The 22,656-nt window shown below is 64.6% G+C and carries 27 protein-coding genes; 7 read left to right on the top strand and 20 right to left on the bottom strand.

Going from position 1 to position 22,656, the window contains the following annotated elements:
* Window positions 1-73 precede the first annotated feature (73 nt).
* Window positions 74-643 carry a L,D-transpeptidase gene (locus tag ACKTEK_RS03910; RefSeq protein WP_409163933.1) on the top strand — a complete coding sequence of 190 codons (570 nt, stop codon included), beginning with the start codon at window positions 74-76 and terminating at the stop codon, window positions 641-643.
* A 117-nt stretch (window positions 644-760) separates the two neighbouring features.
* Here ACKTEK_RS03910 and ACKTEK_RS03905 read toward each other — a convergent pair whose 3' ends face one another.
* Entirely contained in the window at window positions 761-1,138 is a 378-nt protein-coding gene (locus ACKTEK_RS03905; protein WP_409163932.1) for a gamma-butyrobetaine hydroxylase-like domain-containing protein, read from the bottom strand.
* Window positions 1,139-1,243: 105 nt separating this feature from the next.
* On the opposite strand from ACKTEK_RS03905, the gene ACKTEK_RS03900 reads away from it, so the two are divergent.
* Window positions 1,244-1,558, top strand: a complete 315-nt coding sequence (locus tag ACKTEK_RS03900; RefSeq protein WP_409163931.1) for a DUF3144 domain-containing protein — start codon at window positions 1,244-1,246, stop codon at window positions 1,556-1,558.
* 28 nt (window positions 1,559-1,586) lie between these two features.
* On the opposite strand, the gene ACKTEK_RS03895 is transcribed toward ACKTEK_RS03900, so the two are convergent.
* Together ACKTEK_RS03895 and ACKTEK_RS03890 are read right to left on the bottom strand one after the other, a co-directional pair.
* Complete coding sequence (locus ACKTEK_RS03895) at window positions 1,587-2,309, bottom strand: DUF3306 domain-containing protein (protein ID WP_409163930.1); 723 nt, start codon at window positions 2,307-2,309, stop codon at window positions 1,587-1,589.
* Complete coding sequence (locus ACKTEK_RS03890; protein WP_409163929.1) at window positions 2,299-2,919, bottom strand: DUF3305 domain-containing protein; 621 nt, start codon at window positions 2,917-2,919, stop codon at window positions 2,299-2,301. The genes ACKTEK_RS03895 and ACKTEK_RS03890 overlap by 11 nt, the downstream gene beginning before the upstream one ends.
* A 164-nt stretch (window positions 2,920-3,083) precedes the next feature.
* Here ACKTEK_RS03890 and ACKTEK_RS03885 point away from each other — a divergent pair, with 164 nt between their 5' ends.
* On the top strand, window positions 3,084-5,168 hold the full coding sequence (locus ACKTEK_RS03885) for a 4Fe-4S binding protein (protein ID WP_409163928.1): 2,085 nt from the start codon (window positions 3,084-3,086) through the stop codon (window positions 5,166-5,168).
* Window positions 5,169-5,172: 4 nt separating this feature from the next.
* Here the strand turns inward: ACKTEK_RS03885 and ACKTEK_RS03880 are convergent, their stop codons facing one another.
* The 14 genes from ACKTEK_RS03880 to ACKTEK_RS03815 all read right to left on the bottom strand — a co-directional run bounded on the left by ACKTEK_RS03880 (window position 5,173) and on the right by ACKTEK_RS03815 (window position 16,907).
* Window positions 5,173-5,463 carry a hypothetical protein gene (locus ACKTEK_RS03880; RefSeq protein ID WP_409163927.1) on the bottom strand — a complete coding sequence of 97 codons (291 nt, stop codon included), beginning with the start codon at window positions 5,461-5,463 and terminating at the stop codon, window positions 5,173-5,175.
* Complete coding sequence (locus ACKTEK_RS03875) at window positions 5,460-6,503, bottom strand: DUF6352 family protein (protein WP_409163926.1); 1,044 nt, start codon at window positions 6,501-6,503, stop codon at window positions 5,460-5,462. The genes ACKTEK_RS03880 and ACKTEK_RS03875 overlap by 4 nt, the downstream gene beginning before the upstream one ends.
* Window positions 6,487-6,975, bottom strand: a complete 489-nt coding sequence (locus ACKTEK_RS03870; protein WP_409163925.1) for a DUF6505 family protein — start codon at window positions 6,973-6,975, stop codon at window positions 6,487-6,489. Before ACKTEK_RS03870 ends, ACKTEK_RS03875 begins: the two co-directional genes overlap by 17 nt.
* On the bottom strand, window positions 6,972-7,802 hold the full coding sequence (locus tag ACKTEK_RS03865; RefSeq protein ID WP_409163924.1) for a biotin/lipoate--protein ligase family protein: 831 nt from the start codon (window positions 7,800-7,802) through the stop codon (window positions 6,972-6,974). Before ACKTEK_RS03865 ends, ACKTEK_RS03870 begins: the two co-directional genes overlap by 4 nt.
* Complete coding sequence (locus ACKTEK_RS03860; RefSeq protein ID WP_409163923.1) at window positions 7,799-7,981, bottom strand: DUF6494 family protein; 183 nt, start codon at window positions 7,979-7,981, stop codon at window positions 7,799-7,801. Before ACKTEK_RS03860 ends, ACKTEK_RS03865 begins: the two co-directional genes overlap by 4 nt.
* A 27-nt stretch (window positions 7,982-8,008) precedes the next feature.
* Window positions 8,009-8,950, bottom strand: coding sequence for a S1C family serine protease (locus tag ACKTEK_RS03855; protein ID WP_409163922.1), 942 nt, complete (start codon window positions 8,948-8,950; stop codon window positions 8,009-8,011).
* A gap of 19 nt (window positions 8,951-8,969) precedes the next feature.
* Window positions 8,970-9,098: a hypothetical protein gene (locus tag ACKTEK_RS03850; protein WP_409163921.1), complete on the bottom strand. Its 129-nt coding sequence runs from the start codon at window positions 9,096-9,098 to the stop codon at window positions 8,970-8,972.
* A gap of 36 nt (window positions 9,099-9,134) precedes the next feature.
* Complete coding sequence (locus ACKTEK_RS03845; RefSeq protein WP_409163920.1) at window positions 9,135-10,514, bottom strand: c-type cytochrome; 1,380 nt, start codon at window positions 10,512-10,514, stop codon at window positions 9,135-9,137.
* Between the two features lie 79 nt (window positions 10,515-10,593).
* Window positions 10,594-11,715 carry a formate dehydrogenase subunit gamma gene (locus ACKTEK_RS03840; protein ID WP_409163919.1) on the bottom strand — a complete coding sequence of 374 codons (1,122 nt, stop codon included), beginning with the start codon at window positions 11,713-11,715 and terminating at the stop codon, window positions 10,594-10,596.
* A gap of 79 nt (window positions 11,716-11,794) precedes the next feature.
* A complete protein-coding gene (locus tag ACKTEK_RS03835; protein ID WP_409163918.1) occupies window positions 11,795-11,998 on the bottom strand; it encodes a hypothetical protein in 204 nt (67 codons plus the stop codon).
* A 192-nt stretch (window positions 11,999-12,190) separates the two neighbouring features.
* Window positions 12,191-12,784 (bottom strand): formate dehydrogenase FDH3 subunit beta, encoded by a 594-nt coding sequence (fdh3B, locus tag ACKTEK_RS03830; protein ID WP_409163917.1) that lies wholly within the window; start codon window positions 12,782-12,784, stop codon window positions 12,191-12,193.
* Between the two features lie 21 nt (window positions 12,785-12,805).
* Entirely contained in the window at window positions 12,806-15,718 is a 2,913-nt protein-coding gene (locus ACKTEK_RS03825) for a formate dehydrogenase subunit alpha (RefSeq protein WP_409163916.1), read from the bottom strand.
* A gap of 61 nt (window positions 15,719-15,779) precedes the next feature.
* Window positions 15,780-15,974: a twin-arginine translocation signal domain-containing protein gene (locus tag ACKTEK_RS03820; RefSeq protein WP_409163915.1), complete on the bottom strand. Its 195-nt coding sequence runs from the start codon at window positions 15,972-15,974 to the stop codon at window positions 15,780-15,782.
* Window positions 15,975-16,283: 309 nt separating this feature from the next.
* Complete coding sequence (locus ACKTEK_RS03815; RefSeq protein ID WP_409163914.1) at window positions 16,284-16,907, bottom strand: molecular chaperone; 624 nt, start codon at window positions 16,905-16,907, stop codon at window positions 16,284-16,286.
* Window positions 16,908-17,323: 416 nt separating this feature from the next.
* Here ACKTEK_RS03815 and moaA point away from each other — a divergent pair, with 416 nt between their 5' ends.
* On the top strand, window positions 17,324-18,358 hold the full coding sequence (gene moaA, locus ACKTEK_RS03810) for a GTP 3',8-cyclase MoaA (protein WP_409163913.1): 1,035 nt from the start codon (window positions 17,324-17,326) through the stop codon (window positions 18,356-18,358).
* 30 nt (window positions 18,359-18,388) lie between these two features.
* On the opposite strand, the gene gcvA is transcribed toward moaA, so the two are convergent.
* Both gcvA and ACKTEK_RS03800 read right to left on the bottom strand, forming a co-directional pair.
* On the bottom strand, window positions 18,389-19,312 hold the full coding sequence (gene gcvA, locus ACKTEK_RS03805) for a transcriptional regulator GcvA (protein WP_409163912.1): 924 nt from the start codon (window positions 19,310-19,312) through the stop codon (window positions 18,389-18,391).
* Window positions 19,302-19,508: a hypothetical protein gene (locus tag ACKTEK_RS03800; RefSeq protein ID WP_409163911.1), complete on the bottom strand. Its 207-nt coding sequence runs from the start codon at window positions 19,506-19,508 to the stop codon at window positions 19,302-19,304. Before ACKTEK_RS03800 ends, gcvA begins: the two co-directional genes overlap by 11 nt.
* A 30-nt stretch (window positions 19,509-19,538) precedes the next feature.
* Here ACKTEK_RS03800 and ACKTEK_RS03795 point away from each other — a divergent pair, with 30 nt between their 5' ends.
* The 3 genes from ACKTEK_RS03795 to ACKTEK_RS03785 all read left to right on the top strand — a co-directional run bounded on the left by ACKTEK_RS03795 (window position 19,539) and on the right by ACKTEK_RS03785 (window position 22,123).
* Window positions 19,539-19,721, top strand: coding sequence for a hypothetical protein (locus ACKTEK_RS03795; protein ID WP_409163910.1), 183 nt, complete (start codon window positions 19,539-19,541; stop codon window positions 19,719-19,721).
* Window positions 19,722-19,895: 174 nt separating this feature from the next.
* On the top strand, window positions 19,896-21,113 hold the full coding sequence (locus tag ACKTEK_RS03790; RefSeq protein WP_409163909.1) for a multidrug effflux MFS transporter: 1,218 nt from the start codon (window positions 19,896-19,898) through the stop codon (window positions 21,111-21,113).
* Between the two features lie 50 nt (window positions 21,114-21,163).
* Window positions 21,164-22,123, top strand: coding sequence for a DMT family transporter (locus ACKTEK_RS03785; protein ID WP_409163908.1), 960 nt, complete (start codon window positions 21,164-21,166; stop codon window positions 22,121-22,123).
* On the opposite strand, the gene ACKTEK_RS03780 is transcribed toward ACKTEK_RS03785, so the two are convergent.
* Window positions 22,099-22,656: a biliverdin-producing heme oxygenase gene (locus tag ACKTEK_RS03780; protein ID WP_409163907.1), complete on the bottom strand. Its 558-nt coding sequence runs from the start codon at window positions 22,654-22,656 to the stop codon at window positions 22,099-22,101. The genes ACKTEK_RS03785 and ACKTEK_RS03780 overlap by 25 nt on opposite strands.

Below are 22,656 nucleotides of genomic sequence, written 5' to 3'. Positions count from 1 at the left end.
CCTGAACTGGCGGGTCAGGGTGGATCGGTTTTTGGTCCTGCGGGGCTGGCCGACCAATGAACCGAGGCTAGACATGAAACGTTTCCTGCTTGCCCTTCTGGGCCTTGTGACGGCGGCGGTGGTGGCCGTTCCGTCTACGTCCTATGCCAATATCGACCCGATGACGGGCCAGGCCTACGGCAGCGGCAGCGGCGGTTATTCGCCGGTGCGCTCCAAGGTCGTTCCCTTCGACACGAAGTACTCCAAGGGTACCATCATCGTGAAGACCAGCGAAAAGCGCCTGTACCTGGTGCTTGGCGATGGAAAGGCCATGCGCTACGGCGTTGGCGTCGGCCGTCCGGGCTTCCAGTGGCACGGTTCGCACCGCATCAGCCGCAAGGCCGAGTGGCCGGGCTGGACGCCGCCTGCCGCCATGCGCAAGCGCGTTCCGAACCTTCCGGCCTACATGCCGGGTGGCCCGGGCAACCCGCTTGGTGCGCGCGCCATGTACATTGGCTCGACCCTGTACCGCATCCACGGTTCCAACGAGCCCTGGACCATCGGTCGCGAAGTCTCTTCCGGTTGCATCCGCATGACGAACCCGGATGTGAAGGACCTCTACAACCGCGTGCGCGTCGGTGCTCGCGTGATCGTTACCCGCTAAGGCCTTCGAGGCAACTTAGCTGGCGGGGCCGGGTCGCTTGGGGGAGCGACCCGGCCTTCGGCTTTTCTGGGCCTGATTTACCTGGAAACGGCGGACAGAGTTGCCCGCGATCGATGCTCAGTGCATCCGGGCCGGCTCGCGGCTCAGCCCCTTCTCCTCAAGCTCGTCGAGATATTGCTGCCACAGCTCCTCGTGGCGCGTTCCGAGCTTGCGGAAATAATCCCACGAATAGATCCCGGTATCGTGCATGTCGTCGAAGGTGATGCGCACGGCGTAGTTGCCGACCGGCTCGACCTTCATGATCCCGACATTGCGCTTGCCCGGCACTGTCTGTTTCTGGGCGGCGGAATGGCCCTGTACCTCGGCGCTCGGTGAGAGAACGCGCAGGTACTCGGCTTCGAGTTCGTGGCGCTCGCCGTTGTCGAATGCGATGACCAGCCGCTTCTTGTCGGCCGATACGCGGATTTCGGTGGGCCAGGCCCCTGTCTGTGTCATGCTGTCTCGCGCCAATTGATCCTGTGTCACTGGCGGGTTAGCTAGCACGGGCCGGGCCACCGGCAACAGATCGATGTTCAACCGGGCAACAGGGGCGGGAAGACCATGTCACGAAACGAACGGCGCGCGATGCGCAAGGAGGGGCACCTGGACGAGACCGCCTTCCTGAAGGTGGCGGACCGCTTCATCGACGTCGCCAACAAGGAAAACGAGAAATACAAGGCGACCGAACTGCACCTCGCGATGCTGTTCGCATCGGCGCGCTACAGCGCCTATGTCGCCAATATCGTTCTCAGCGTGGACGAGCACGAACCCTTCGTGGAGCACATGGTGAAGCAGTACTCGGAGATGCTGCGCCAGCACCTCGCCGATCCGAATCTTGCCGGTGCCGGCGCCGATCCGGACACACCGCTGAACTAAGGCGAGCAGGCAGGCGGGGGCTGGCTCGTCAGACGATATCCTCGTCATCGTCGACGTCGAATTCCGACGATTCGTCGGCCTGCGCGACGTGGCGGGCGTCATCGCCGTCTTCGTCGCCTTCGCCCTCCCCGTCTTCACCGTCCACTTCGTCGTCCGCCTCGACCTCCGCGCCGTCCTCGGCTGCGATCAGCTCCTCTTCGGCGTCTTCGTCCTCTTCGCCGGTCTCCGCATCCTCGGCGTCCTCGTCTTCCTCTTCACGCGCGCCATAGCCGCCGCGTTCATTGATCTGGGCGAAATCCTCGTCGGTCATGAAGCCGCGGCCGACCTGCCAGCTGCTGCCGCCGGGCGCGAGGTCGGCGATGCCAAAGCACTCCACCATGTTCTCGTAGTCGTTAAGGCCATCAAGCTGGCCGTAGACAGGATCGAGCGTCCACAGCTTGCGCAGCGCCTGTCGCTGCAAGGCGGCGGGAACGCCCTTCTTCACGAAGGCGCTGAAGTCGGACGCGTTGTCGAGCGAATCGATGTCGATCAGCTCGGCGGGATGTGGTGCAGCGGGCGCGGCCTCCCCGTGATCGGCGATTGCGCCGGGATCATCGGTGTGGAGTGTGGCAATCTCGCTCGCCTCTTCGTCCAGCGGAACCTCTTCAGGCTCGCTGGCGGCTTCCGCCTCCGGCTCGACCTCTTCGGGCAGCGGTTCTGGCGCGCGTTTCAGGCGCGACCAGCGCGACAGGAAATTGTCTTCAGAGGCCATCGCCGTCATCCTCGCCAGCTTCATAGCGCCCGGTGCGCGCGAAGATCGGGTCCTTGCCGAACTTGTGGTCCACGAGCGCGGGCGCCTTGTCGCGGTGGCGCTTCACGAACGCGGCGGGTGCATAGCGCGCATCGGCAAATTCCTTCACCCACGCAATGAAGGCCGGCGGCATCGGCACCGGTTCGACCAGCTCGTCGCCACCCATGAGGTAGCCTTCCGCCTCGTAGGCCGCGCAGGTGGCAAGCACCACGTCATAGGGCATGTCGCCGGATTCGGACGGCGTCATCACGATCAGCACCGTCGGCACGTCGTTGCTCAGGTTCAGCTTGTAAGCCTCGACTTCCGAGCGATGCAGGGACAGTGTCAGCGTCGCGGCCAGATAGGTCTCGACGCCGTCTGCCTCGCGCAGCAGCCGCCAGGTGTCGCGGTCCTCGGCCGCCGGCACGATGCCGACGGGCATCCACGTCTCGTCGATCCAGCGGTTTTCCGAAGGCCGCCGTTCGACGACGACCGACACCCGCTGCGACACAGTTACTGGCAGGTCTGCCCCGTATTCGTGTTGCGCATCGTCTGCGGCGGTCCGTTCGCTCTCGTCGGGCGTATTCGACACGTCTGTTTCATCTCCCTGCGCGCGTGCGCCAAAGCGGCGCAATGCACGATGCGGGCTTGTGTGATGTACAGCAAGCCGTATGATTTTTAGAATGATTATAGTATTTGATCGCCAGACCGAAAGAGGGCCTGAGACAGGGTCCCGGCACATGGAGGAGCGGCGGCTTGAAACCATACCTGGAGCGTGACGGGCGGAAGGTTCTCGTGTGCAACTGCGAGCGCACGATGGAGATCGACGCGACCGCGCTGGCCGATGCGCTGGGCTGCGAACCGGGCAGCGTGCATTCCAACCTGTGCCGCACCGAGATCGAGCGTTTCCAGGCAGCGCTTGGCGACGAGGCTCCGGTGCTGGTTGCCTGCACGCAGGAAGCCCCGCTGTTTCGCGAATTTGCCGAGGAGCTTGGCTCAACCACACCACTCAACTTCACCAATATCCGCGAGGCCGCCGGCTGGATGAAGCCGCAGGCGCGCAGCGACCGGGCCGACCTCAACGCAAAGATGGCCGCCCTGCTCGCAACGGCCACGGTCGAGGTGACGCCGGCGCGCGAACGCTCGATCTCCTCGGGCGGCGTTTGCCTCGTCTACGGTGCGGGACAGGTGGCGCTGGATGCGGCGCTGAAGATGTCGCACCGGCTTTCGCCCAGCGTGTTGTTGAGCGACCCGCGCGGGATCGTTCCTCCGGCGACCGGCGAAGTGCCGATCTATACCGGGCGCATCAACCGCGCTGCCGGGTCACTCGGCCAGTTCGAGGTGATCGTCGACGGCTACGCGCCGATGATGCCCTCCTCGCGCGCGCAGGCCCAGTTCCTGATGGCGCGCGACGGGGCGAGCGCCCAGTGCGACCTCATTCTCGACTTGTCGGGCGGCACGCCGCTCTTCACCGGTGCGGAGAAGCGCAGCGGCTATTTCCGCGTCGATCCGAACAACCCCGTCGCCATCGCCGATGCGCTGTTCGAAATCGTCGAGTATGTCGGCGAGTTCGAAAAGCCGATCTATGTCGACTACGACCCGGACATCTGCGCCCACGGCCGCTCCGGACAGGTCGGCTGCAACAATTGCATCGACGTCTGCCCGGCCGGCGCCATCACCGATGCAGGCGATATCGTCGCATTCGATAACGGCATCTGCGCGGGCTGCGGCAATTGCAGCGCGGTCTGTCCCACGGGCGCTGCGAGCTACGACTTCCCGCCGCGCACCGACACCATCGCGCGGCTGCGCACGCTTGTCGGCACATACGCGAAGGCCGGGGGCCGCGCGCCCGCCGTGCTCTTCCACGACGAGACCCACGGTGCGGAAATGATCTCCGCGCTGGCGCGTTTCGGGCGCGGGCTGCCTGCCAACGTGCTGCCGCTGGCGGTCTATTCGTCAGGTACCATCGGGCATGACCTGGTGCTGGCAGCATTTGCGGCGGGTGCCGCGCGCGTCATCGTTCTCGCTGACCCGAACCGGCCCGACGACCATGCCGGCCTCTTGCCGCAGCGTGCGGTCGCGGATGCGATGCTGGCCGGGCTCGGCCATGGCACCGGCCGCATCGAGATCATCGACGATGCCGACCCGGATGTGGTGGACGCGAAGCTTTTCGCAAAATCCGCCCATGCCGCCATTAAGCCGCAGAGCTTTGCCGCGCTTGGCAACAAGCGTGAAGTCGCGCGCGCGACCATCGGCGCACTGCGCGAAACGGCGCCCCAGAAGCCGGAGCTGATCGCCCTGCCCCAGGCGGCACCGTATGGGCGTATCCAGATTGATACCGAAGGCTGCACGCTGTGCCTCGCCTGCGTATCTGTCTGCCCGGCCAACGCGCTGTTCGACAATCCCGACAAACCGCAGGTTCGCTTCCAGGAGCAGTCTTGCGTGCAGTGCGGGCTGTGTTCGAAGGCGTGCCCGGAAAAGGTCATCACGCTGGACCCGCGCTACAACTTCACCAACACGGCGCTGGAACAGGTGGTCCTCAACGAGGAAGAGCCATTCTGCTGCGTGCGCTGCGGCAAGCCGTTCGGCTCCGCCAAAACGATCCGGCGCATCTCCGCGCAGCTTGCCGGCAAGCATTCGATGTTCGCCGAGGAAGGCTCCGAGAACGTCATCGAGATGTGCGAGGATTGCCGGGTCCAGGCGATGGCGGAGCGTGCAGACGATCCGTTCCGCAGCGGCACACGTCCACGGCTCGTCACCACCGACGACTACCTCAAGGCGCGCGATGAAGGCATCGCGGACGACGAGCTGTCGCTGGAAGACTTCCTGAAGGACTCCTGAGGGGTCAGTTCTGCGGCGGAAACTGCTGCTGGCAGAACTGGATCGCGCGGGTGCGGAAGCTGTCCGCCTGCCGGTCATCGATCACGCCATCGGCGCGCATCTTGTCGACCTGGCCCGTGCGCTCGGCAATGCAGGCATCAAGCTGCGGATTGGCCGACGCAGCATCCTGCGCCGATGGCAAGAACGCCTCGCGGTGCTGCCACGCGATGATCGCGGCGCAGGCCAGGATCAGCACGAGGGCGATGACCTTCGCCCAAACGGAATCAGCAAATCCGGCTTCGGTTGTCTCGTTCATGATGTGCTCGCCAGCGGCAGGTTGGTCAGCAGGTTCTGCGGCTTCATGCGCAGTCGGTTGCCGCGTGTCATCGCCAGGCCGAGATAGACCGGCTTGCCCTGCATGGACGCGCTCAACACCTTGGCGTCGGCAAACTCCATGCGGAACAGCGCAATGACCTGGTCGAGGTCGGCGGTCGCCACGTCCTCGCCATTGTAGAGGCCGTTGAGAATGCGGGTCGCCTCGGCGTCCAGCCCGACGTGCCACGACCAGCGCTCGTCCTTGATGGACTGCATCGGCTGGATGCGGGTGCGCACGCCGAAGAAGTGCCCGACCCAGGCCTCCAGCACGCGGGCAAAGGCATCCAGGGCCGGCTGCGTGAAGCGGAAGTCGACGACCGTGTCGAACCTGTCGGAGCGTTCCCAGTAGATCCCGGAATTGTCGTCGTCGATCACGTCGAGACTGACATTGCGGGTGGTGTTGGATTCCACCAGCAACTGACCGAGCCCGCCCATGCCGCCGGTCTTGGCGTACATCTCGACGATTTCCTCGTCCGCCAGCATCACGCGGCCATCGTCGAGGCTGACATTCTGCTCGCGGAAGAACAGTTCAGCCGCGCGCAGGCGCATCGGATCGCGCACATCGGCGAGGATGTTGGCGAGGATCACGTGCACCATCTGGTCGACGAAGACCGGCGGCACGCGTGGTGCGTCGGCTGACGTGAAGATCGCGAGATAGGCGGCTTCGAGCGTCTTGTTGCTGGCGAGATGGTCGCGGAAATCGACAACGATGCGGTAGTTCTCGCGCGCGTCCTCGTCGGCGATTGCCGCAATCTCGGCATCGCCCACGGCGCGTAACGGGTCTTCCATCAGGGCTTCGAACAGGGCGTTCTCGGCGGCGCAGGATTCCTCGACCGGGTGAATTTCCGGCCGGGTGAAATAGGCCCTCAGGAAGTCTGCCGTCACAGTCAGACGGCCGTTGTCGTCGCGGTCCAGCAGGTGAATTCCGGCGGAGCGCCAGAAGTCGCGTCCAACGGTGCGGTGCTCAAGTGTCGTTGTCATCGACGACATCCCAGATCTTGCTGTGGACCGGCGCGGCAGGCGGCGTGACGGTGCGGAATTCCTCGCGGATCGCGTTGTCATCGTCCAGCGTGCGGCGCACGGTGAAAACGGTGTTGATCGGCACTTCCGCGACGAGACTTGTCGCGAAGGCGATTTCCTCGGTTGCGACGGGACGCGCGGCTTCAATATCGGGCGCGCCGTAGTGCCTGCAGAAATGATCGGCGAGTTCGTCTGTCAGCCGGGCGAGCTGGTCGGTCTCGATCGTGGCGACGCTCACGAATGTCGACCGCCCGAAGCTCTCCAGCGACATGAAGCCGTTGGCGAAGGCCTGCTTGGTCTTGCCCTTGATCTCGTCGGGCGGCAGTTCGGCGAACTCGAACGCGCCTGAAACCGCCCATTCGTCGGAGGCCGCCGCCGTTTCAAACACGTGGTCGTCGGACTGGTCGAAGCGGATCGTGCGCAGAAGCTTCACGACCGGGTTCCGATACCGGGTTCGGCGAGCAGGCCGGGCAGCGCTGGCAGCGCTACCATCGAGCCGTCCGCGCGCTTTATCAGCGCGCCGCCATTCTCGTCCAGACCCATGAAGGTGCCGGATGCGGACTGGCCGCCGCTTTCAAGTTCGGTGTCTTCCTTGTGGCCGTCGGCGCGGAAGAGATAGGTCTCGTGGACGGCGGCAAAGCCGTCCTCGCTCCAGGTGTGAATCCAAACGAGAAGATGGCGAGCGAAGGACGAGATGAGTTCAATCGTGTCGACGTCGCCGCAGCCCTCCTCCTCGAAGGTGGTGATGTCGGGCATGTTGCCCGGTTCGACATCGTAGCGCTCGTGACGCACCACGAGGCTCAGCCCCGCCACCATCCACAGCGGCGCGCCGTCCGCGTCGTCCTCCGGCGAAATGGCCAGCCGCAGGTGGCCGATCCGCCCGCCATTGAGCCGCAGCGCGTTCGGCCACCCGAATGTCAGCGCGACTTCGGGCGGGCTGATCGCGCCGAAGCTGTCGGCAAAGGCGACCTGCGCGACGAAGGCGAATTCGGCCGCGCGCGCACGCGGTACGTCCGGTTCCAGCACGATGGCCGTGTCGAAGGCATCGCGCGTGCGCTTCCAGAGGAAATCACCGGCTTCCAGGCGCCCAGCGCGCGCGCCTTCGGTTGCGCGCACAAAGGCATCCTCGTCCGCACCGATCTCGTGACCGGTCAGAAGCGGTGGAAACTCCGGCTCGCCAAGCGGAGACGGCGCCTGCTCAACCGTCTCGGCGGCAGGCTCGGCCGCAGATGGCGGCGCATATGTCGGGTAGTCGCTCACCCGGCGATCGTCTGCTCGACTTCGTGGTGCAGGTCCGTGCCTTCCGCCGTCAGCACCATCTTCACCGTCACCGGCTTTCCGTCGCTGTTGCGCAGCAGTTCCTCGATCTCGCGCTGCGAGGTCACGCCGACCTGCTTGAGGAACTTGCGAATGGCCATGTTTGCCTTGTCTTCATCCATGAAACTGTTTCCCGTGGTGGACGCCGCTCATTGCGGCGTGATTTGAAGGGTCTTGCGGGTGTCGCCGCGCAGCACGTCCAGCGCCAGCGTCTCGCCGGCAGCAAGAAGCGCCAGTGCAGCGCGCATGTCACCGGGACCGTGCACCCGGCGGGCGCCTGCACGCAAGATGGTATCGCCCTCCTCCAGCCCGGCAAGGGCAGCGGCACTGTCTGCCGCTACGGAAACGACCAGCGCGCCGGTCGGCCCTGTCTCGCCGAAGCCCGGAACCGGGCGGTAGGCAGCCCCGATGGCGACAGGCTGGAATGTGCCCTGCTCCATCAGCCCGGAAGTGACGGCGCGGGCGAGGCTTGCGGAGACGGCGAAGTTGACGCCGATATTGGCGTCGGAATCCTTGGCGAAGATGGCCGACAGCAGGCCGACGAGCCTGCCCTCCCCGTCAACCAGCGCGCCACCGGACATGCCGGGGTTCACGGCGGCATCGGTCTGGACGAAATCCTCGATGGCATTGAAGCCGACGTCAGAGCGGTTAATCGCCGAAACGACGCCGCAGGTCAGCGTGTGGTCAAGGCCGAAGGCGTTGCCGACAGCGCAGACCTTGTCTCCCGGGGCGAGATCACCGTCCGCCCACTCGGCAGGCTTGCGCGGTTCCTCGATACGCAGCAGGGCGATGTCTGTCGCGTCGCTCACAGGGCCGGGCGAGGCTTCCAGCACCATGCCATCGGCATCGCGCACGAAGACGCGTTTTGCGTTGCCGAGCACATGCGCGGCGGTGACGATCCATTGCCCGTCGCCGATGACGATGCCGGTGCCTTCGGGTGCTTCCTGGTCCGGCGCGCGACCCTGCCAGAGCGGCAGAACCGAGACGACGGATTGCGCTGCGTCCTCGACCGGACTTTGCGCGTAGGCCGGAATAGCGAGGACGCACAGCGCGAGCGACAGGCACACGATCGCGCGCGGATGAATGCTCAAGACGGCACGCACGATCGGGTCAGAGGCGAACGGTACCGTGACCGCTGCGATAGGCATCCTGCGCGGAGTAGTCGAGAGACGTCAGCACGCCCCATGCGGCGAAACTGATCACGACGAGTGCGACCATGCTGGTGACGAAGGCTTTCATTCCTGCCGTTTCCTCTTTGTGTCGGGCGGTGCCGGGTCACTGACCCGGCGCGGGCGCCTCGGGTTTGGTTGCGCGTTTCAGGAACGCGATAAGTGCGTCACGGTCTTCGACGGTCTTGAGGCGCTGCACCGGCATCTTGGAGCCAGGGGTGACCACATCGGGACCGTCATCGAACAGCTGCGCGATGGTTTCCTCCGTCCACACGATGCTGCTGTGCTTCAGCGCGTCGGAATAGACGTAACCCTCCAGCGTACCAGCCTTGCGGCCGAAGACACCGTAGAGCGTCGGCCCGGCGCGGTTGCCGCCATCGCGCGTCAGAGTATGGCAGACCGAGCACTTGCGCGCGAACTGGAGTTCGCCGGGGTCGGCATCGTTCTGGACCTGAAAACGGCGCGGATAATCGCCAAGCGGCGGCTCGAATGCCTTGCGCGGGGTGATCTGCCACAGAAAGGCTGAATCATCGAGGCCCGCGAGGATCGCAGCCGTCCCGTCCGGCGACAGTGCGGCACCCCAGATGGGGCCGTTCGGGTTTTCGAAGGTGTGCAGCAGGATCCAGTCTGCGGTCCGGTACACCCGCACGGTGCCGTCCGCACCGCCGATAAGCGCGAGGCCGGACTGGCTGGAAATGTCCGCCGACAGGATCGGGCCCTGGTGGACCGCGAGGTCGACGACCGTGCGACCGCTTTCGATCTCGATGATGCCGGCCGACCCGTCCAGCGAGCCGTAGAGCAGGTTCGCGCCGTCCGGCAGCGCACGCACGATGTTGAGGCCCCAGCCGTGGCCGTAGATCTGGCGGATGAAGCTGCCGGTCTCCACGTCCCAAGCGCGGATCGTGCCGTCGTAGGAGGCGGAATAGAGCGTCCTGGAATCGGGTGAGAAATCCACGTCGTTGACGTTGCCGCGATGGCCTTCGAGGACCGCCGTCTCGGTGAGCGCTGCAATGTCGTAAAGGCGCGCGGTGCCATCCCACCCGGCAGACGCGGCAAAGCGCCCGTCATCGGACACGTCGGCTGCCAGCACCTTGTCGCCGGGACCTTCGAACCGCTTCAGCATTTCAGAGGTGGAGAGATCCCAGATGGCGAGGCTGCCATCGTCGCTGACGGTCACGGCGCGCTCGCTGCCGGGCACGAAGAGGGCATCGTTGACGGCGGCCTCGTGGCCTTCCAGCCGCGTCAGTTCGCGGCCCTCGCCATCATCGAGAGCCCAGAGGATCGCGGAATAGTCGAAGGATGACGTCAGAGCCCGGTCGACCTGCGGCGATAGCGCGACGGAGCGCACCGGGCCACCGTGGCCTTCAAGCGCGCGCGGAAAGAGCGACGCGGAATCGCCGTCCGTCGCCGCCGAGGCGGGCACGGCGGCAAGCACCGCCAGCACGGCGGAGGCCACAAGTCCGGGCAATGCGCGGGGGAGCATCATGGACGTTTACACGCGCTGGCGCGGAACGGCTGCGCCGGGTGGCAGCGGGCGCGGATGACGCCCGCCGCGATTGCGCTGGTTATTCGGCCGGAGCCGGCCGTGTCTCGGGATGCTCGCCATCGCCTTCCATCTTCTCCTCGACCCAGATGCTGTGGTGCTCCTTCGCCCAGTTGAGGTCGACATCGCCGGACCCCATGGCGTCGAAAGCCCCCTCCATACCGATCGTACCGATATAGATATGGGCGAGAATTATGGCGACCATGACCACCGCGACGATGGTGTGCCAGAGCTGCGCAAGCTGCTGCTCCTCGATGGGCGTCAGCGAGGTGGGAAGCTCGGTCCCAAAGATGTTGAAGATCGCGAAGGTCTTGGCGAACATCGGATATTCGAACGGGAAGAGCAGCGCCCAGCCTGACAGCGAGAGCGAGAGCCCGCCCAGCACCACCGACCAGAAGATGATCTTCTGCCCGGCATTGAACTTCTTCGCAGGCGGGTGGGACTTCTTGGAGAACATGCCGCCACCCTTGGCGAGCCATATCAGGTCATGGCGCGAAGGAAGGTTGTGGACGATCCACATGACAGTGACCATCGCCAGACCAAGCATGAAGGCAAAGGCGAGGTAATTGTGCAGGTACTTGCCGCCAAGCGTGATCGCGCCGAAGGCATCCGGCCCGATGACAGGCAGCAGCCAGTAGCGGCCATATAGCAGGTTCAGCCCCGTCAGCGCCAGCACGATGAAGGACACCGCCAGCAGCCAGTGGCCGAAACGCTCGATGAAGCCGAAGCGGTTGATCGTTACCCCGGCCTTGCCGGCGTCGATGCGGATGCGCCCGCGAATGAGGAAGAAGACCGCGAGCAGGATGATCATGCCCGCGATGACCCAGACCGAGTAGGTCGAGACCGGTCCGTTGCGCACGTTGCGCCAGTTCTCACCTTCCGACTGGACCAGCACACCGGCCTTCTTGTCGGGGATGGAGACGGTGCCCTGCACGCCGCGGCGGATATCTCGCCACTGCTCGGAGATGTCGTTGGTGCCCTGGGCATTGCCCGGGACCGCGCCGCCTTCAAGCTGCTGGCGCAGTTCGGGGTCGAGCCCGCCACCGCTCTGGGCAAATGCCTGGCCGCCGGACATGGTGACGGCGACGACGAGCGCCAGCATGGCGAATAGCCCGGCCAGCCCGAATATGCGCGTGCGATGCATGACCCTCTCCCTCTTTTCATTCCTGCGACCGGCTTGCGCGGCGCTGTTGACGTGGCCCCTGCGGGTGTCGACGGACTTTCTAGAACTGCTGAATCTGCGAGGCACGGCGACGCAGTTCATCGGTCTGCTCAGCGCTGAGCTTCTGATCGGGCTCGCCGGAATAGACGCCCTTTTCAAAACTGAGCGGTCGTTCCTGCTCGTTCTCCCGGCAGGCCTGGAGCGTGAGCGCCAGCGATGCTGCCACCAGCGCAAGTCCCGCTTTGCGGACAATCGGTCTTGTCATGCAATCCTCGCCCCTGAACCGGTTACCTGTTGGCCAAGCATAGCCGAAACAGGCACGGATCGGCAATTCCACAAACGCGTTATGCGATAACGCAAATGGTTGAATTAAAAAGATAAACCCCGGCGAACCTCGCCGATATGCGAAGGGCGGCCGTCCGGCCGCCCTTGCTGATCTTGCTGCGGCGTCCCCGGCTTACGAACCGCCGCCGGGATAGGCCTTGCCCCAGCCCCAGGCGCCGGACCCGAACCCGCGGGAGACAACACGCTCGCGGTAGATGTTCGAGACGACGTCACCGTCACCGGCGAGCAGCGCCTTGGTCGAGCACATTTCCGCGCACAGCGGAAGCTTGCCCTCGGCGAGGCGGTTGCGGCCGTACTTCTGGAACTCGGCATTGGAGTTGTCGTCTTCCGGGCCGCCGGCGCAGAAGGTGCACTTGTCCATCTTGCCGCGCGAGCCGAAGTTGCCGACCTGCGGATACTGCGGCGCGCCAAAGGGGCACGCGTAGAAGCAGTAGCCGCAACCAATGCACAGGTCCTTGGAGTGCAGAACCACGCCCTCGTCGGTCTGGTAGAAGCAGTCGACCGGGCACACGGCCATGCACGGTGCATCTGAGCAGTGCATGCAGGCCACCGAGATGGAGCGCTCGCCTTCCTTGCCGTCGTTGATGGTCACGACACGGCGGCGGTTGATGCCCCACGGGATCTCGTGCTCGTTCTTGCACGCGGTGACGCAGGCGTTGCACTCGATGCAACGTTCTGCGTCACAGAGGAACTTCATTCTAGCCATTTGTCAGTCTCCTCTCGCGCTTTACGCTTTTTCGATCCGACACACGGAGCACTTGGTCTCCTGCATCTGGGTCACGGAGTCATAGCCGTAGGTCCATGCGGTGTTTGCCGCTTCGCCCAGCACGTAGGGGTCGGCACCGTCCGGGTATTTGGACCGGCGGTCCTCGCCCTGGTACCAGCCGCCGAAGTGGAACGGCATGAAGGCAACGCCCCGGCCGACACGTTCGGTGACCATGGCCATAACCTTGACCTTGGCGCCTTCCGGCGTGTGCACCCAGACCATCTCGCCGTCACGAAGACCGGCGGAGTTGGCGTCGAACGGGTTCACTTCCACGAACATGTCCTGCTGAAGCTCGGCGAGCCACGGGTTGGAACGTGTCTCGTCGCCGCCACCCTCGTATTCGACCAGTCGGCCGGACGTGAGGATGATCGGGAAGTCCTTCGAGTAGTCGTTCTTCTGGATCGACTCGTAGAGGACCGGCAGGCGGTTCATGCGCTTGTCGGCGTAGGTCGGGTAGTCGACCACCAAGTCGCGCCGCGTGGTGTAGAGCGGCTCGCGGTGGACCGGAACCGGATCGGGGAAGTTCCACACGATCGTGCGGGCCTTCGCGTTACCGTAGGGCGCGCAACCGTGCTTGATGGCGACGCGCTGGATGCCGCCCGACAGGTCGACCTTCCAGTTCACACCCTCCGGCTTGTCGCCACCGATCTGTTCGATGACGCCACGCTCCTCGTCGGTGAGATCGCCGTCCCAGCCGAGCTTCTGGAGAATGCCGTAGTTGAACTCCGGATAACCGTCCTCGATCTCCGAACCCACTGGGTAGACGCCTTCGGCAAGCAGGTTGTGCTTGACGCCGTCCACCTCGCGCTCGACGCCGAAGCGGGCACGGAAGCCCATGCCGCCCTCGGCAACCGGCTTGGAGAGGTCATACAGGTTCGGCGAACCGGTGTGCGCCATCTCCGGGGTGCCCCAGCACGGCCAGGGAAGGCCGTAGTACTCGCCGTCGGCGGGACCGCCGTTGGCGCGCAGGGTCGTCTTGTCGAAGGTGTGCTGGTTTTCCATGTGGAGCTTGAGGCGTTCCGGCGACTGGCCGGTGTAGCCGATGGTCCACATGCCGCGGTTGATCTCGCGCAGCGTGTCCTCGACGCTGGGCTCGTCGTTCTCGATCGCGATGTTCTTGAACATCTCGTCGGCGAAGCCGAGCTTGGCAGCGAACTTGTAGATGATGGTCTGGTCGGGAAGCGACTCAAACAGCGGCTCCACAACCTTCTCACGCCACTGGATCGACCGGTTGGACGCGGTGACCGAGCCGTAGGTCTCGAACTGCGTCGCGGCCGGCAGAAGGTACACGCCGTCGGTGCGGTCATGCAGGATGGCCGTGACCGTGGGATACGGATCGATGACGACGAGAAGATCGAGCTTCTCCATCGCCTTCTTCGCATCCTGCTGGCGGCTCTGGGAGTTCGGGGCATGGCCCCAGAACACCATCGCGCGAACCGAATCCTGCTGCTCCAGGTTGTCGCCTTCTTCCAGAACACCGTCGAACCAGCGGCTCACCGGCATGCCGGCGATGTTCATCATCGACTTTTCCTTGCCTTCCTTGTCGGTGGTCTTGGCAAAGCGATCGACGACGTAGTTGTAGTCAACATCCCAGACGCGGGCCCAGTGCTTCCACGAGCCGGCGGCGAGGCCGTAGTAGCCCGGCAGGGTGTGGCAGAGCACGCCGAGGTCGGTTGCGCCCTGCACGTTGTCGTGGCCACGGAAGATGTTGGCGCCACCACCCGAGGTGCCGATCGTGCCGAGCGCAAGGCCCAGCGCGCAATAGGCGCGGGTGTTGTTGTTGCCGGTCGTGTGCTGCGTGCCGCCCATGCACCAGATGATGGTGAAGGGTCGGTTGTTGGCGAGCGTGCGGGCAACGCGGCGAAGCTGCGCGCCGGGAACGCCGGTCACACGTTCGGTTTCCTCAGGCGTCCAGCGGGCGACTTCGGCCTTCACGTCTTCCATGCCGTAGACACGGGTCCGGATGAATTCCTTGTCTTCCCAGCCGTTGTCGAAGACGTGCCAGAGAATGCCCCAAACGAGCGCCACGTCCGTACCGGGACGAAAGCGGACATACTCGCTGGCGTGTGCGGCGGTGCGCGTGAAGCGCGGGTCGCAGACGATGAGCTGGCTGTCGTTCTGCTCCTTGGCCTTCATCAGGTGGAGCAGCGACACCGGGTGCGCCTCGGCGGGGTTGCCGCCGATGAGGAACATCGCACGCGAGTTGTGGATGTCGTTGTAGGAGTTCGTCATCGCGCCGTAGCCCCAGGTGTTTGCAACACCCGCGACCGTGGTCGAGTGACAGATACGCGCCTGGTGATCGACGTTGTTGGTGCCCCAGAAGGCGGCGAACTTGCGGAACAGGTAGGCCTGCTCGTTGGAGTGCTTCGCCGAACCCAGCCAGTACACCGAATCGGGACCGGACTCTTCGCGGATGGAGAGCATCTGGTCGCCGATCTCGTTGATCGCGTCTTCCCAGCTGATGCGCGTCCACTTTCCGCCGACGAGCTTTGTGGGGTACTTGAGGCGACGCTCGCCGTGGGCATGTTCACGCACCGACGCGCCCTTGGCGCAGTGCGAGCCCAGATTGAAGGGGCTGTCGTAGCCGGGCTCCTGGCCCGTCCACACACCGCCCTGCACCTCGGCAATGACCGTGCAGCCCACCGAGCAGTGGGTGCAAACGGATTTCTTCAGTTCAACCGGGCCGCTGCCCTCGGCTGCCTGCGCCTGCTGCACCATGGTGCCGCTGATGGCGGATGCCGCAGCAAGCCCGCCGACCGTGAGACCCGAACGACGCAGGAACGTGCGTCGGTCCATTGTGGCCCCAGCCGTGTCGGAGAGGATCTGGGCGAGACGCGCGCTTCTGGCCGCGCCTTCCGTCTTCTTCCTCAACATGTTTCGATCTCCTCAAAGAGTGTCCCCAAGGTCCGCGGCGAGGTTGCCCCCGCGCGGATCGTCAGAACCGCGCCGACTGATAGAACGCCTTGACGTGCTCGCTTTCGCGATAGCCGTTTCCGGGCGTGTCGAGCGCTGCCGCTTCGGCCTCGCCGGCCCCGGTCACCAGGGCGGCGCCGCCGGCGACCGAACCGAGACCCGCCAGCTTCAGGAAGCTGCGGCGATCGGTCTTGGCGTCTTCTTTCTTGCCTGCCATTTCCTCTCTCCAATGTTCGGAGCCCGCCAGCGTTCAAGGCGCAGGCCAGCTGTTCAATCATCTGCCGTCTGGCCGCTGCGGGAAATTCCCTGCCGGCTCGTCGGCGCTACTCCTCTTCAGGTCCGTGTGGCCCTGTTGCGGGCTCTTCGAAGACCTGTCTCCACCGGCCATTCGGCCTTTTTCTTGGGGCCTGCCGGCCCTGTTCCCCGGAGCCTCGTTGGGCTCCATCTCCTGTTGGCCCTTTACCGGGCCCTCCTCCCAAGCCTTGCGGCCTGTTTCGTCAGCGCCCTGACAGGGGCGCGAAATTCGTCAAACCATCGAGAACGCGGCGTCCTCGACCTCGACCATCGCGCGGCCGAGCCGCCCGACATGTGCGTAGAAGTCGGCATTGCGCGCCGCTTCCAGGTCCTTGAAGAAATGTCCGACCCACGGCGCGAGATGGGCCTCGAAGAAGGCCTTCTGCTGGTCCAGCGAAGCTGGGGTCGAAAACGTGCCGAGGATGAGGCCGGACATGACCTCAAGGATCGCGCCGGCGTGGTCCTCGGGTTCCTTGATGTTGTCGGCGCGCGCGATGCCGAGACCCGCGAGGTCGTCGCGCAGGCGCGCCAGCGGCTTCTCGTGCAGGAAGCCGGTCAGGTAATAGGATGCGTAGGGGACAAGTTCCCCGCGGCCGACGCCGATGAAGAGGTCCTGATATTCCCGGGCAACAGCGGCGGCGTCCGCCTTGGCTGCGGCTGCGGCCAGCGTGGCAATGGCGCGGCCGATCTCGCTGTTGTCGCCCTGCAGGAGCGATGCGTTGCCGAGTTCCTTGGTGGAAGGCGCACGTGCGAGCAACCGGCCAATCAGCCGGTACAGGTGCCCACGACCGAGTTCCTCGTCACTAAGTTGGACGGGTTCGCTCAGCGTTTGGGCAGCTTGGTGCTGCGCTTGCATCAAATTTGGACTCCTCCCGCCATCATCATGCACAGCGTATACACTGTGCGCAACTGACCTCGAATATCATTTCGCAATATTCGTTCGCTGAGACACCGCTTTTTGACATTAAATTATATCTACGCGGTTCCGGGACAGAATGTCGCGCGATTAAGCCCGGTCGATCAAAGTTGACCGGTGGAGTTGGTAATAATATTGCCCGATATGGCCCGTCGGCGGAACTTTGTTGTTTGTCGTGAACCGCCCCCGCGATATCGCGGTTCGATTCGCCTATATGAAGGAAGAGAGATCGCCCGCCTTTCGCGAGGGCATTTTGCCGAAGCCACGCGGGCTGCTAGATATCGTCACAAAGAAACAAGATCGGCCGCCCCGGCTCATGGAGAGCCGCGCGGGCGCTGAACACTCGGGGACGCGCCATGAACATCAACGTGCCACAAGAGCCCAATGCTGCCACGCGCCAGCTTGTCGACCCCTTCCAGCGGGCGATCACCTACCTGCGCGTCTCGGTGACGGACCGCTGCGACTTCCGCTGCGTCTACTGCATGTCGGAGAACATGACGTTTCTTCCCAAGAAGGACCTGCTGACGCTGGAAGAACTCGACCGGATGTGCACCGGCTTCGTGGATCTCGGGGTGCGCAAGCTGCGCATCACCGGCGGCGAACCGCTGGTGCGCCGGAACATCATGTGGCTGTTCCAGTCGCTTGGCCGGCACCTTGAGTCCGGACAGCTGGAAGAGTTGACCGTCACGACCAACGGCTCGCAGCTTGCCCGCTTCGCCAAGGAGCTGGCCGCGTGCGGCGTGAAGCGCGTCAACGTCTCGCTCGACACGCTGGACGAGGACAAGTTCAAGGCGATCACGCGCTGGGGCAATTTCAGCAAGGTGATGGACGGCATCGACGCCGCGCTGGCGGCAGGCCTCAAGCTCAAGCTCAATGCCGTGGCGCTGAAGGGCGTCAATGAGGACGAGTTCGACACGCTCATCCGGTTCTGCCACGAGCGCGACATGGACCTGACGCTGATCGAGACCATGCCGCTTGGCGAAATCGACGGCGACCGCACCGACCAGTACCTTCCGCTATCGCAGGTTCGCGCTGATCTCTCCCAGCGCTGGACGCTGGAAGACATTCCCTACAAGACCGGCGGCCCGGCGCGCTACGTGCGCATCGCCGAGACCGGTGGCCGTCTCGGCTTCATCACGCCGATGACCCACAATTTCTGCGAAAGCTGCAACCGCGTGCGCCTCACCTGCACCGGCACTCTTTACATGTGCCTGGGCCAGGAAGACGCCGCCGACCTGCGCGCGCCGCTGCGCGCCAGCGAGAGCAACGAGCCGCTCTACCAGGCGATCGAGGAAGCCATCTCGCGCAAGCCCAAGGGCCACGACTTTATCATCGACCGCACGACGAACCAGCCGAGCGTCGGCCGCCACATGAGCGTCACCGGCGGCTGAGGCCTCACACGCTCCAGCGGCTCGTTCGACTCAGAACGGCAGCGGCTCGGCTGCAATCTCCTCGTGGATCCAGTCGCGGAAGCTGCTGACCTTGGCAGTCATATTGCCCTGCTCGTCGGTCGGATAGATCAGCCAGAACGCGGCGTTTCTCACCGGCACGGAGATGTCGAACGGCATGACGAGCCGTCCGGCATTGAGGTCGCGCACGGACAGCGTCCGCCGGCCCATAACGATCCCCGCCCCTTCCATCGCCGCATCGAGCCCGTGGTCGGCGTGGTTGAAGCGAAGCCCCCGGTCCACGTTCAGGTTCGGCACCCCTGCAGCGCGCGCCCAGTCCTCCCAGCCGGGAAGACCGGGAAAGGGGCGCATGGAATCGTCGTGCAGAAGCTGCACTTTCTCAAGGTCAGCCGGGCTTTCCATCGGATGCTGTTCGAGGAAGGCCGGTGAACACATCGGGGCGATGGCCTCGTCCAGCAGCTTCTCGACCGTGACGTCCTGATAGTTCCCGCGCCCGAAGCGGATCGCCACGTCCAGGCCCTGTTCACCGAGCGAAGTGACGGCAAGGCTCGCGGCAATGCGCAGGTCGAGGTCTGGATGGGCGTCCACGAATCTATAAAGACGCGGCGCGAGCCACTTGGCGGCAAACGCCGGGCCGGTGCCGACCACGAGCCGGTTGGGCGGCACGGCGGGGCGCAACTGGGCCATCGCGTCGGCCAGCAGGTTGAAGCCGGACCGCAGGCCCGGATGGCAGCGCTGCCCCGCCTCGGTCAGCTCAATCGCCCGGTTCAAACGCACGAACAGCTTCTGTCCAAGCATGTCTTCAAGCTGCCGGACCTGGTGCGACAAGGCCGATGGCGTGACGTTCAATTCCTCCGCCGCCTTCGTGAAACTCAAATGACGCCCGGTGGCCTCGAAGGCACGCAACCACGCAAGGGGCGGAAGGTCACGCTTCATTCTTCGCTATTTCCCCAATATTTCCAGATGCATAGGCACTACATTTACAAACGGTAAATTGCAGACCTTCAAAATTTGCATGGCAGCCATGAGTTGTCCGGAACGTATCAGATGATTTTAACTCAACTGACGGATGAAAACAAAGCGTTTGTGGCAGTGCAGCATAGTACCTAGCTTCTCCAGCATCGGCCGGCATCAAATCCCTCCCGGCCGACTGGAGACCGACATGACCAACCTGAATGATATCGACGTGAGCCGCCTCGACGTGACCCAGCTGAACCGGCTGGTGGCCGAGGGCCGCCGTCAGCGCTCTGTGGCGATCCACGACTTCGTGCGCCGCGTTTTCGCCCAGCCGGCAGGAACGCCCGCTTCCGAGACCAACCTCGGCATCGCGTCCGCCAGCCGCTGACGGGCTTCCGACCCCGAGACGATCCAGGCTTGCCGCGAGGCCCCATTGACGGGCCTGCGGCTGGCCGGGCAGGCAGGCCGGAACCCTGCCCTGCACTGCCGGCATGGCTGAGACGCGCGGCGCGCACCATATAGCTCGCGACCCGCCGACACCCCGCCCGCCGAAAGAATCCACATGAGCCAGACGATCACGTCCACCACAGAGCCCGCCGAGACTCCGGTGCTGGCTCCGCCGCTGATCGTGCTCATCATCATTTCCGCGCTCGGACCCATCGCGCTCAACATCTGCATGCCCTCGATGCCGGGAATGCAGAAGGCGTTCGATACGTCCTACGCGATGGTCCAGCTCTCGCTGACCTTCTACCTCATCGCCATGGCGATCTCGCAGATCGTCTTCGGCCCGCTGTCGGACCGGTTCGGTCGCAGGCCGCTGCTCATCGCGGGGCTGTCCCTCTTCATCGTCGGATCGGTGTTCGCTGCGCTGGCGCCGACAATCGAGACGCTGATCGCCGCGCGCTTCTTCCAGGGGCTCGGCGGTGCGGCTGGCTTGGCTATCGGGCGCGCCATCATTCGCGACTGCTACAGCCGCGGCCGCTCGGCCAGCATGATCGGCTACGTGACCATGGGTATGGTTGTGGGGCCGATGGTGTCACCACTGGCGGGCGGGCTGCTGGATGAAAGCTTCGGCTGGCACGCCAGCTTTGTCGCCGTCGTCGTGGTCGCGCTGCCGGTGCTGCTCATCGTGCTGGCGACACTCCACGAAACCAACACGCAGCGTGAAAGCGGCGCAGTCTTCCAGCCAATTGTCGACGGCGCCTTCGTGCTGTTTCGCAGCAGCGCCTTCTGGTGCTACGCGCTGACGCTGGGCTTTGCCTCGGCGGCCTTCTTCTCGTTCCTGGCAGCCGCTCCGCACCTGGCCGTGGAAGTCATGGGGATGTCGCCGTCGGACTACGGGCTTTATTTCCCTCTTGGCGCGATCGGCTACATGGTCGGGAACTTCCTGACCGGGCAATATTCCGAGCGGATCGGACCAACGCCGATGATCATCGCCGGCAGCATCATGGGCCTTGTCGCGACCTTCGTCATGGTCGCGCTCGCCATGACCGGCACTATCCATCCGCTTGCCTTGTTCGTGCCGATGGCGTTCACGGCACTTTCCAACGGGCTGGTGCTCCCCAACGCGATTGCCAACTGTGTTTCCGTGCGACCCGACCTCGCCGGTGCGGCTGCTGGCCTGTCTGGTGCCATCCAGCTTGGCATCGGCGCGGGCGCGACCGTGCTGACCGGCCTCGTCGACCAGACCGGACTGCTGCCGCTTGCCCTCATCATGTTCGGCTCGATCCTGATGGCCACCATCTTCGCGTTCCTGGGGCGCGGGCGACTGGCTGCTTGAACGCACGCTGATCCCGTGCAAGCTGGGCAATCCTCGATCCGGGACCGGACATGACCATCGCATCGACCACCACCGAGGCCGCGCTTGCGACCCGAGCGGCCAACCGGCGCGGCATCCTCGCGATGCTGGCCGCGATGTGCGGGTTCATCTGCAATGACACGCTGATCAAGCTTGCCGGCGAGACGATGCCGCTCGGCGAGATCATCCTGACGCGTGGCATCATGGCGCTGATCCTGATGGCAGCGCTGACCACGATGATGGGCGCCTGGCGCAAGTTCCCTGCCGGCACCGCGCGGCCACTGGGTTTGCGCGTGATCGGTGAACTGGGCGCGACACTATTTTACCTCACCGCCCTGCTCTCCATGCCGCTTGCCAACGCGACCGCCATTCTCCAGGGGATGCCGCTGGTGATGACCGTGCTTGCCGCATTCTACCTGAAGGAACAGGTCGGCTGGCGGCGCTGGGTGGCTGTGCTGATCGGCTTCGTCGGCATGTTGCTGGTCGTGCAGCCGGGCCTGTCCGGCTTCGACACGAGTGCGCCGATTGCCGTCGCGGCGCTGGGCTTCGTGGCGCTGCGTGATCTGTCCAACCGTTTCATTCCGGCCGCCGCGCCGACAATCCTCGTCGCCATGACAACGATGACGGCGGTGACGATTGCCGGGGCGGTGATGGTCGCGATCGACGGCTACGGTGGACTGCCGACCAGCCGTGAACTGGCGATCCTTGCGTGCGCTGCCGTGTTCCTGACGCTCGCGTTCTACTTCATCACCGACGCGATGCGGTCGGGCGAATTGTCAGTCGTCGCGCCGTTCCGCTACTCGATCATCGTGTGGGCGATCATCCTCGGCTTCCTTGTGTGGGGCGACGTGCCAGGGCCGCTGCGCACGTTCGGCATCTTCCTCATCGTGGGAAGCGGGCTGTTCATCTTCTACCGGGAACGCATGCGCCAGCGAAAGCTGGACGCGGCGATGCGCTCCGGCCTGCCTCAGACTTCGGATGCCTCGAGGTAGAACTGGAATGCAGCCGCCGCCGACGCAACAGCGCCGCGCGCATAGTCCTCGTCCCCCTCGCGCCTTGCGAGCCAGTCGAGGAAATCCTGCCAGTAGCGCTGTTCGCGGCCGTGGCGCAGGAAGGCCGTCGGCACGAAGTCGAGGCCGGATTCAGACAGCCTCTTTGCAATCGCGCGCGCGCCCACGCGCGAGCCTTCCAGAACGTAGGCAATGCCCGCGCCCGCTCCACGCATCGGCTGATGCGGGAAAGGTGTCGTTTCGGGCATCTCGACGCCCAGCCCCGTCAGGTCGCGCTCCAGTGCGCGGGTGCGAAACCGTTCCTTCCAATCATCGAGCGTTCGATATTCCTCATCCTGAGCCAAACGCGCCTCCAAGACCGGAAGCACCCGGGCATTCATCAGCAGAAAGCCCGTGTAGCGCTCCAGATCAGCGGCGAATGCGCCGTCAAAGCGGCTGTCGAGCAGGTCGTGCAGACCTCTCGTCTGCTTGCGCAAACGCTCACGCAGTCCAGAATTTGCGATTGCGGCATCCAT

The organism is Tepidamorphus sp. 3E244 (assembly GCF_046159835.1).
GTDB lineage: Bacteria > Pseudomonadota > Alphaproteobacteria > Rhizobiales > Tepidamorphaceae > JACKJK01.
The sequence above is the reverse complement of the archived record's forward strand: the minus strand, read 5'-3'. Positions and strand labels throughout refer to the sequence as shown.

Excerpts from the sequence above, each read along its gene's own strand:
- ACKTEK_RS03910 (WP_409163933.1), top strand. The coding sequence starts at position 74 with ATGAAACGTTTCCTGCTTGCCCTTCTGGGCCTTGTGACGGCGGCGGTG.
- ACKTEK_RS03905 (WP_409163932.1), bottom strand. The coding sequence starts at position 1,138 with ATGACACAGACAGGGGCCTGGCCCACCGAAATCCGCGTATCGGCCGAC.
- ACKTEK_RS03900 (WP_409163931.1), top strand. The coding sequence starts at position 1,244 with ATGTCACGAAACGAACGGCGCGCGATGCGCAAGGAGGGGCACCTGGAC.
- ACKTEK_RS03895 (WP_409163930.1), bottom strand. The coding sequence starts at position 2,309 with ATGGCCTCTGAAGACAATTTCCTGTCGCGCTGGTCGCGCCTGAAACGC.
- ACKTEK_RS03880 (WP_409163927.1), bottom strand. The coding sequence starts at position 5,463 with ATGAACGAGACAACCGAAGCCGGATTTGCTGATTCCGTTTGGGCGAAG.
- ACKTEK_RS03875 (WP_409163926.1), bottom strand. The coding sequence starts at position 6,503 with ATGACAACGACACTTGAGCACCGCACCGTTGGACGCGACTTCTGGCGC.
- ACKTEK_RS03860 (WP_409163923.1), bottom strand. The coding sequence starts at position 7,981 with ATGGATGAAGACAAGGCAAACATGGCCATTCGCAAGTTCCTCAAGCAG.
- ACKTEK_RS03850 (WP_409163921.1), bottom strand. The coding sequence starts at position 9,098 with ATGAAAGCCTTCGTCACCAGCATGGTCGCACTCGTCGTGATCAGTTTC.
- ACKTEK_RS03845 (WP_409163920.1), bottom strand. The coding sequence starts at position 10,514 with ATGATGCTCCCCCGCGCATTGCCCGGACTTGTGGCCTCCGCCGTGCTG.
- ACKTEK_RS03840 (WP_409163919.1), bottom strand. The coding sequence starts at position 11,715 with ATGCATCGCACGCGCATATTCGGGCTGGCCGGGCTATTCGCCATGCTG.
- ACKTEK_RS03835 (WP_409163918.1), bottom strand. The coding sequence starts at position 11,998 with ATGACAAGACCGATTGTCCGCAAAGCGGGACTTGCGCTGGTGGCAGCA.
- fdh3B (WP_409163917.1), bottom strand. The coding sequence starts at position 12,784 with ATGGCTAGAATGAAGTTCCTCTGTGACGCAGAACGTTGCATCGAGTGC.
- ACKTEK_RS03825 (WP_409163916.1), bottom strand. The coding sequence starts at position 15,718 with ATGTTGAGGAAGAAGACGGAAGGCGCGGCCAGAAGCGCGCGTCTCGCC.
- ACKTEK_RS03820 (WP_409163915.1), bottom strand. The coding sequence starts at position 15,974 with ATGGCAGGCAAGAAAGAAGACGCCAAGACCGATCGCCGCAGCTTCCTG.
- ACKTEK_RS03815 (WP_409163914.1), bottom strand. The coding sequence starts at position 16,907 with ATGCAAGCGCAGCACCAAGCTGCCCAAACGCTGAGCGAACCCGTCCAA.
- moaA (WP_409163913.1), top strand. The coding sequence starts at position 17,324 with ATGAACATCAACGTGCCACAAGAGCCCAATGCTGCCACGCGCCAGCTT.
- gcvA (WP_409163912.1), bottom strand. The coding sequence starts at position 19,312 with ATGAAGCGTGACCTTCCGCCCCTTGCGTGGTTGCGTGCCTTCGAGGCC.
- ACKTEK_RS03800 (WP_409163911.1), bottom strand. The coding sequence starts at position 19,508 with ATGCCGGCCGATGCTGGAGAAGCTAGGTACTATGCTGCACTGCCACAA.
- ACKTEK_RS03795 (WP_409163910.1), top strand. The coding sequence starts at position 19,539 with ATGACCAACCTGAATGATATCGACGTGAGCCGCCTCGACGTGACCCAG.
- ACKTEK_RS03790 (WP_409163909.1), top strand. The coding sequence starts at position 19,896 with ATGAGCCAGACGATCACGTCCACCACAGAGCCCGCCGAGACTCCGGTG.
- ACKTEK_RS03785 (WP_409163908.1), top strand. The coding sequence starts at position 21,164 with ATGACCATCGCATCGACCACCACCGAGGCCGCGCTTGCGACCCGAGCG.
- ACKTEK_RS03780 (WP_409163907.1), bottom strand. The coding sequence starts at position 22,656 with ATGGATGCCGCAATCGCAAATTCTGGACTGCGTGAGCGTTTGCGCAAG.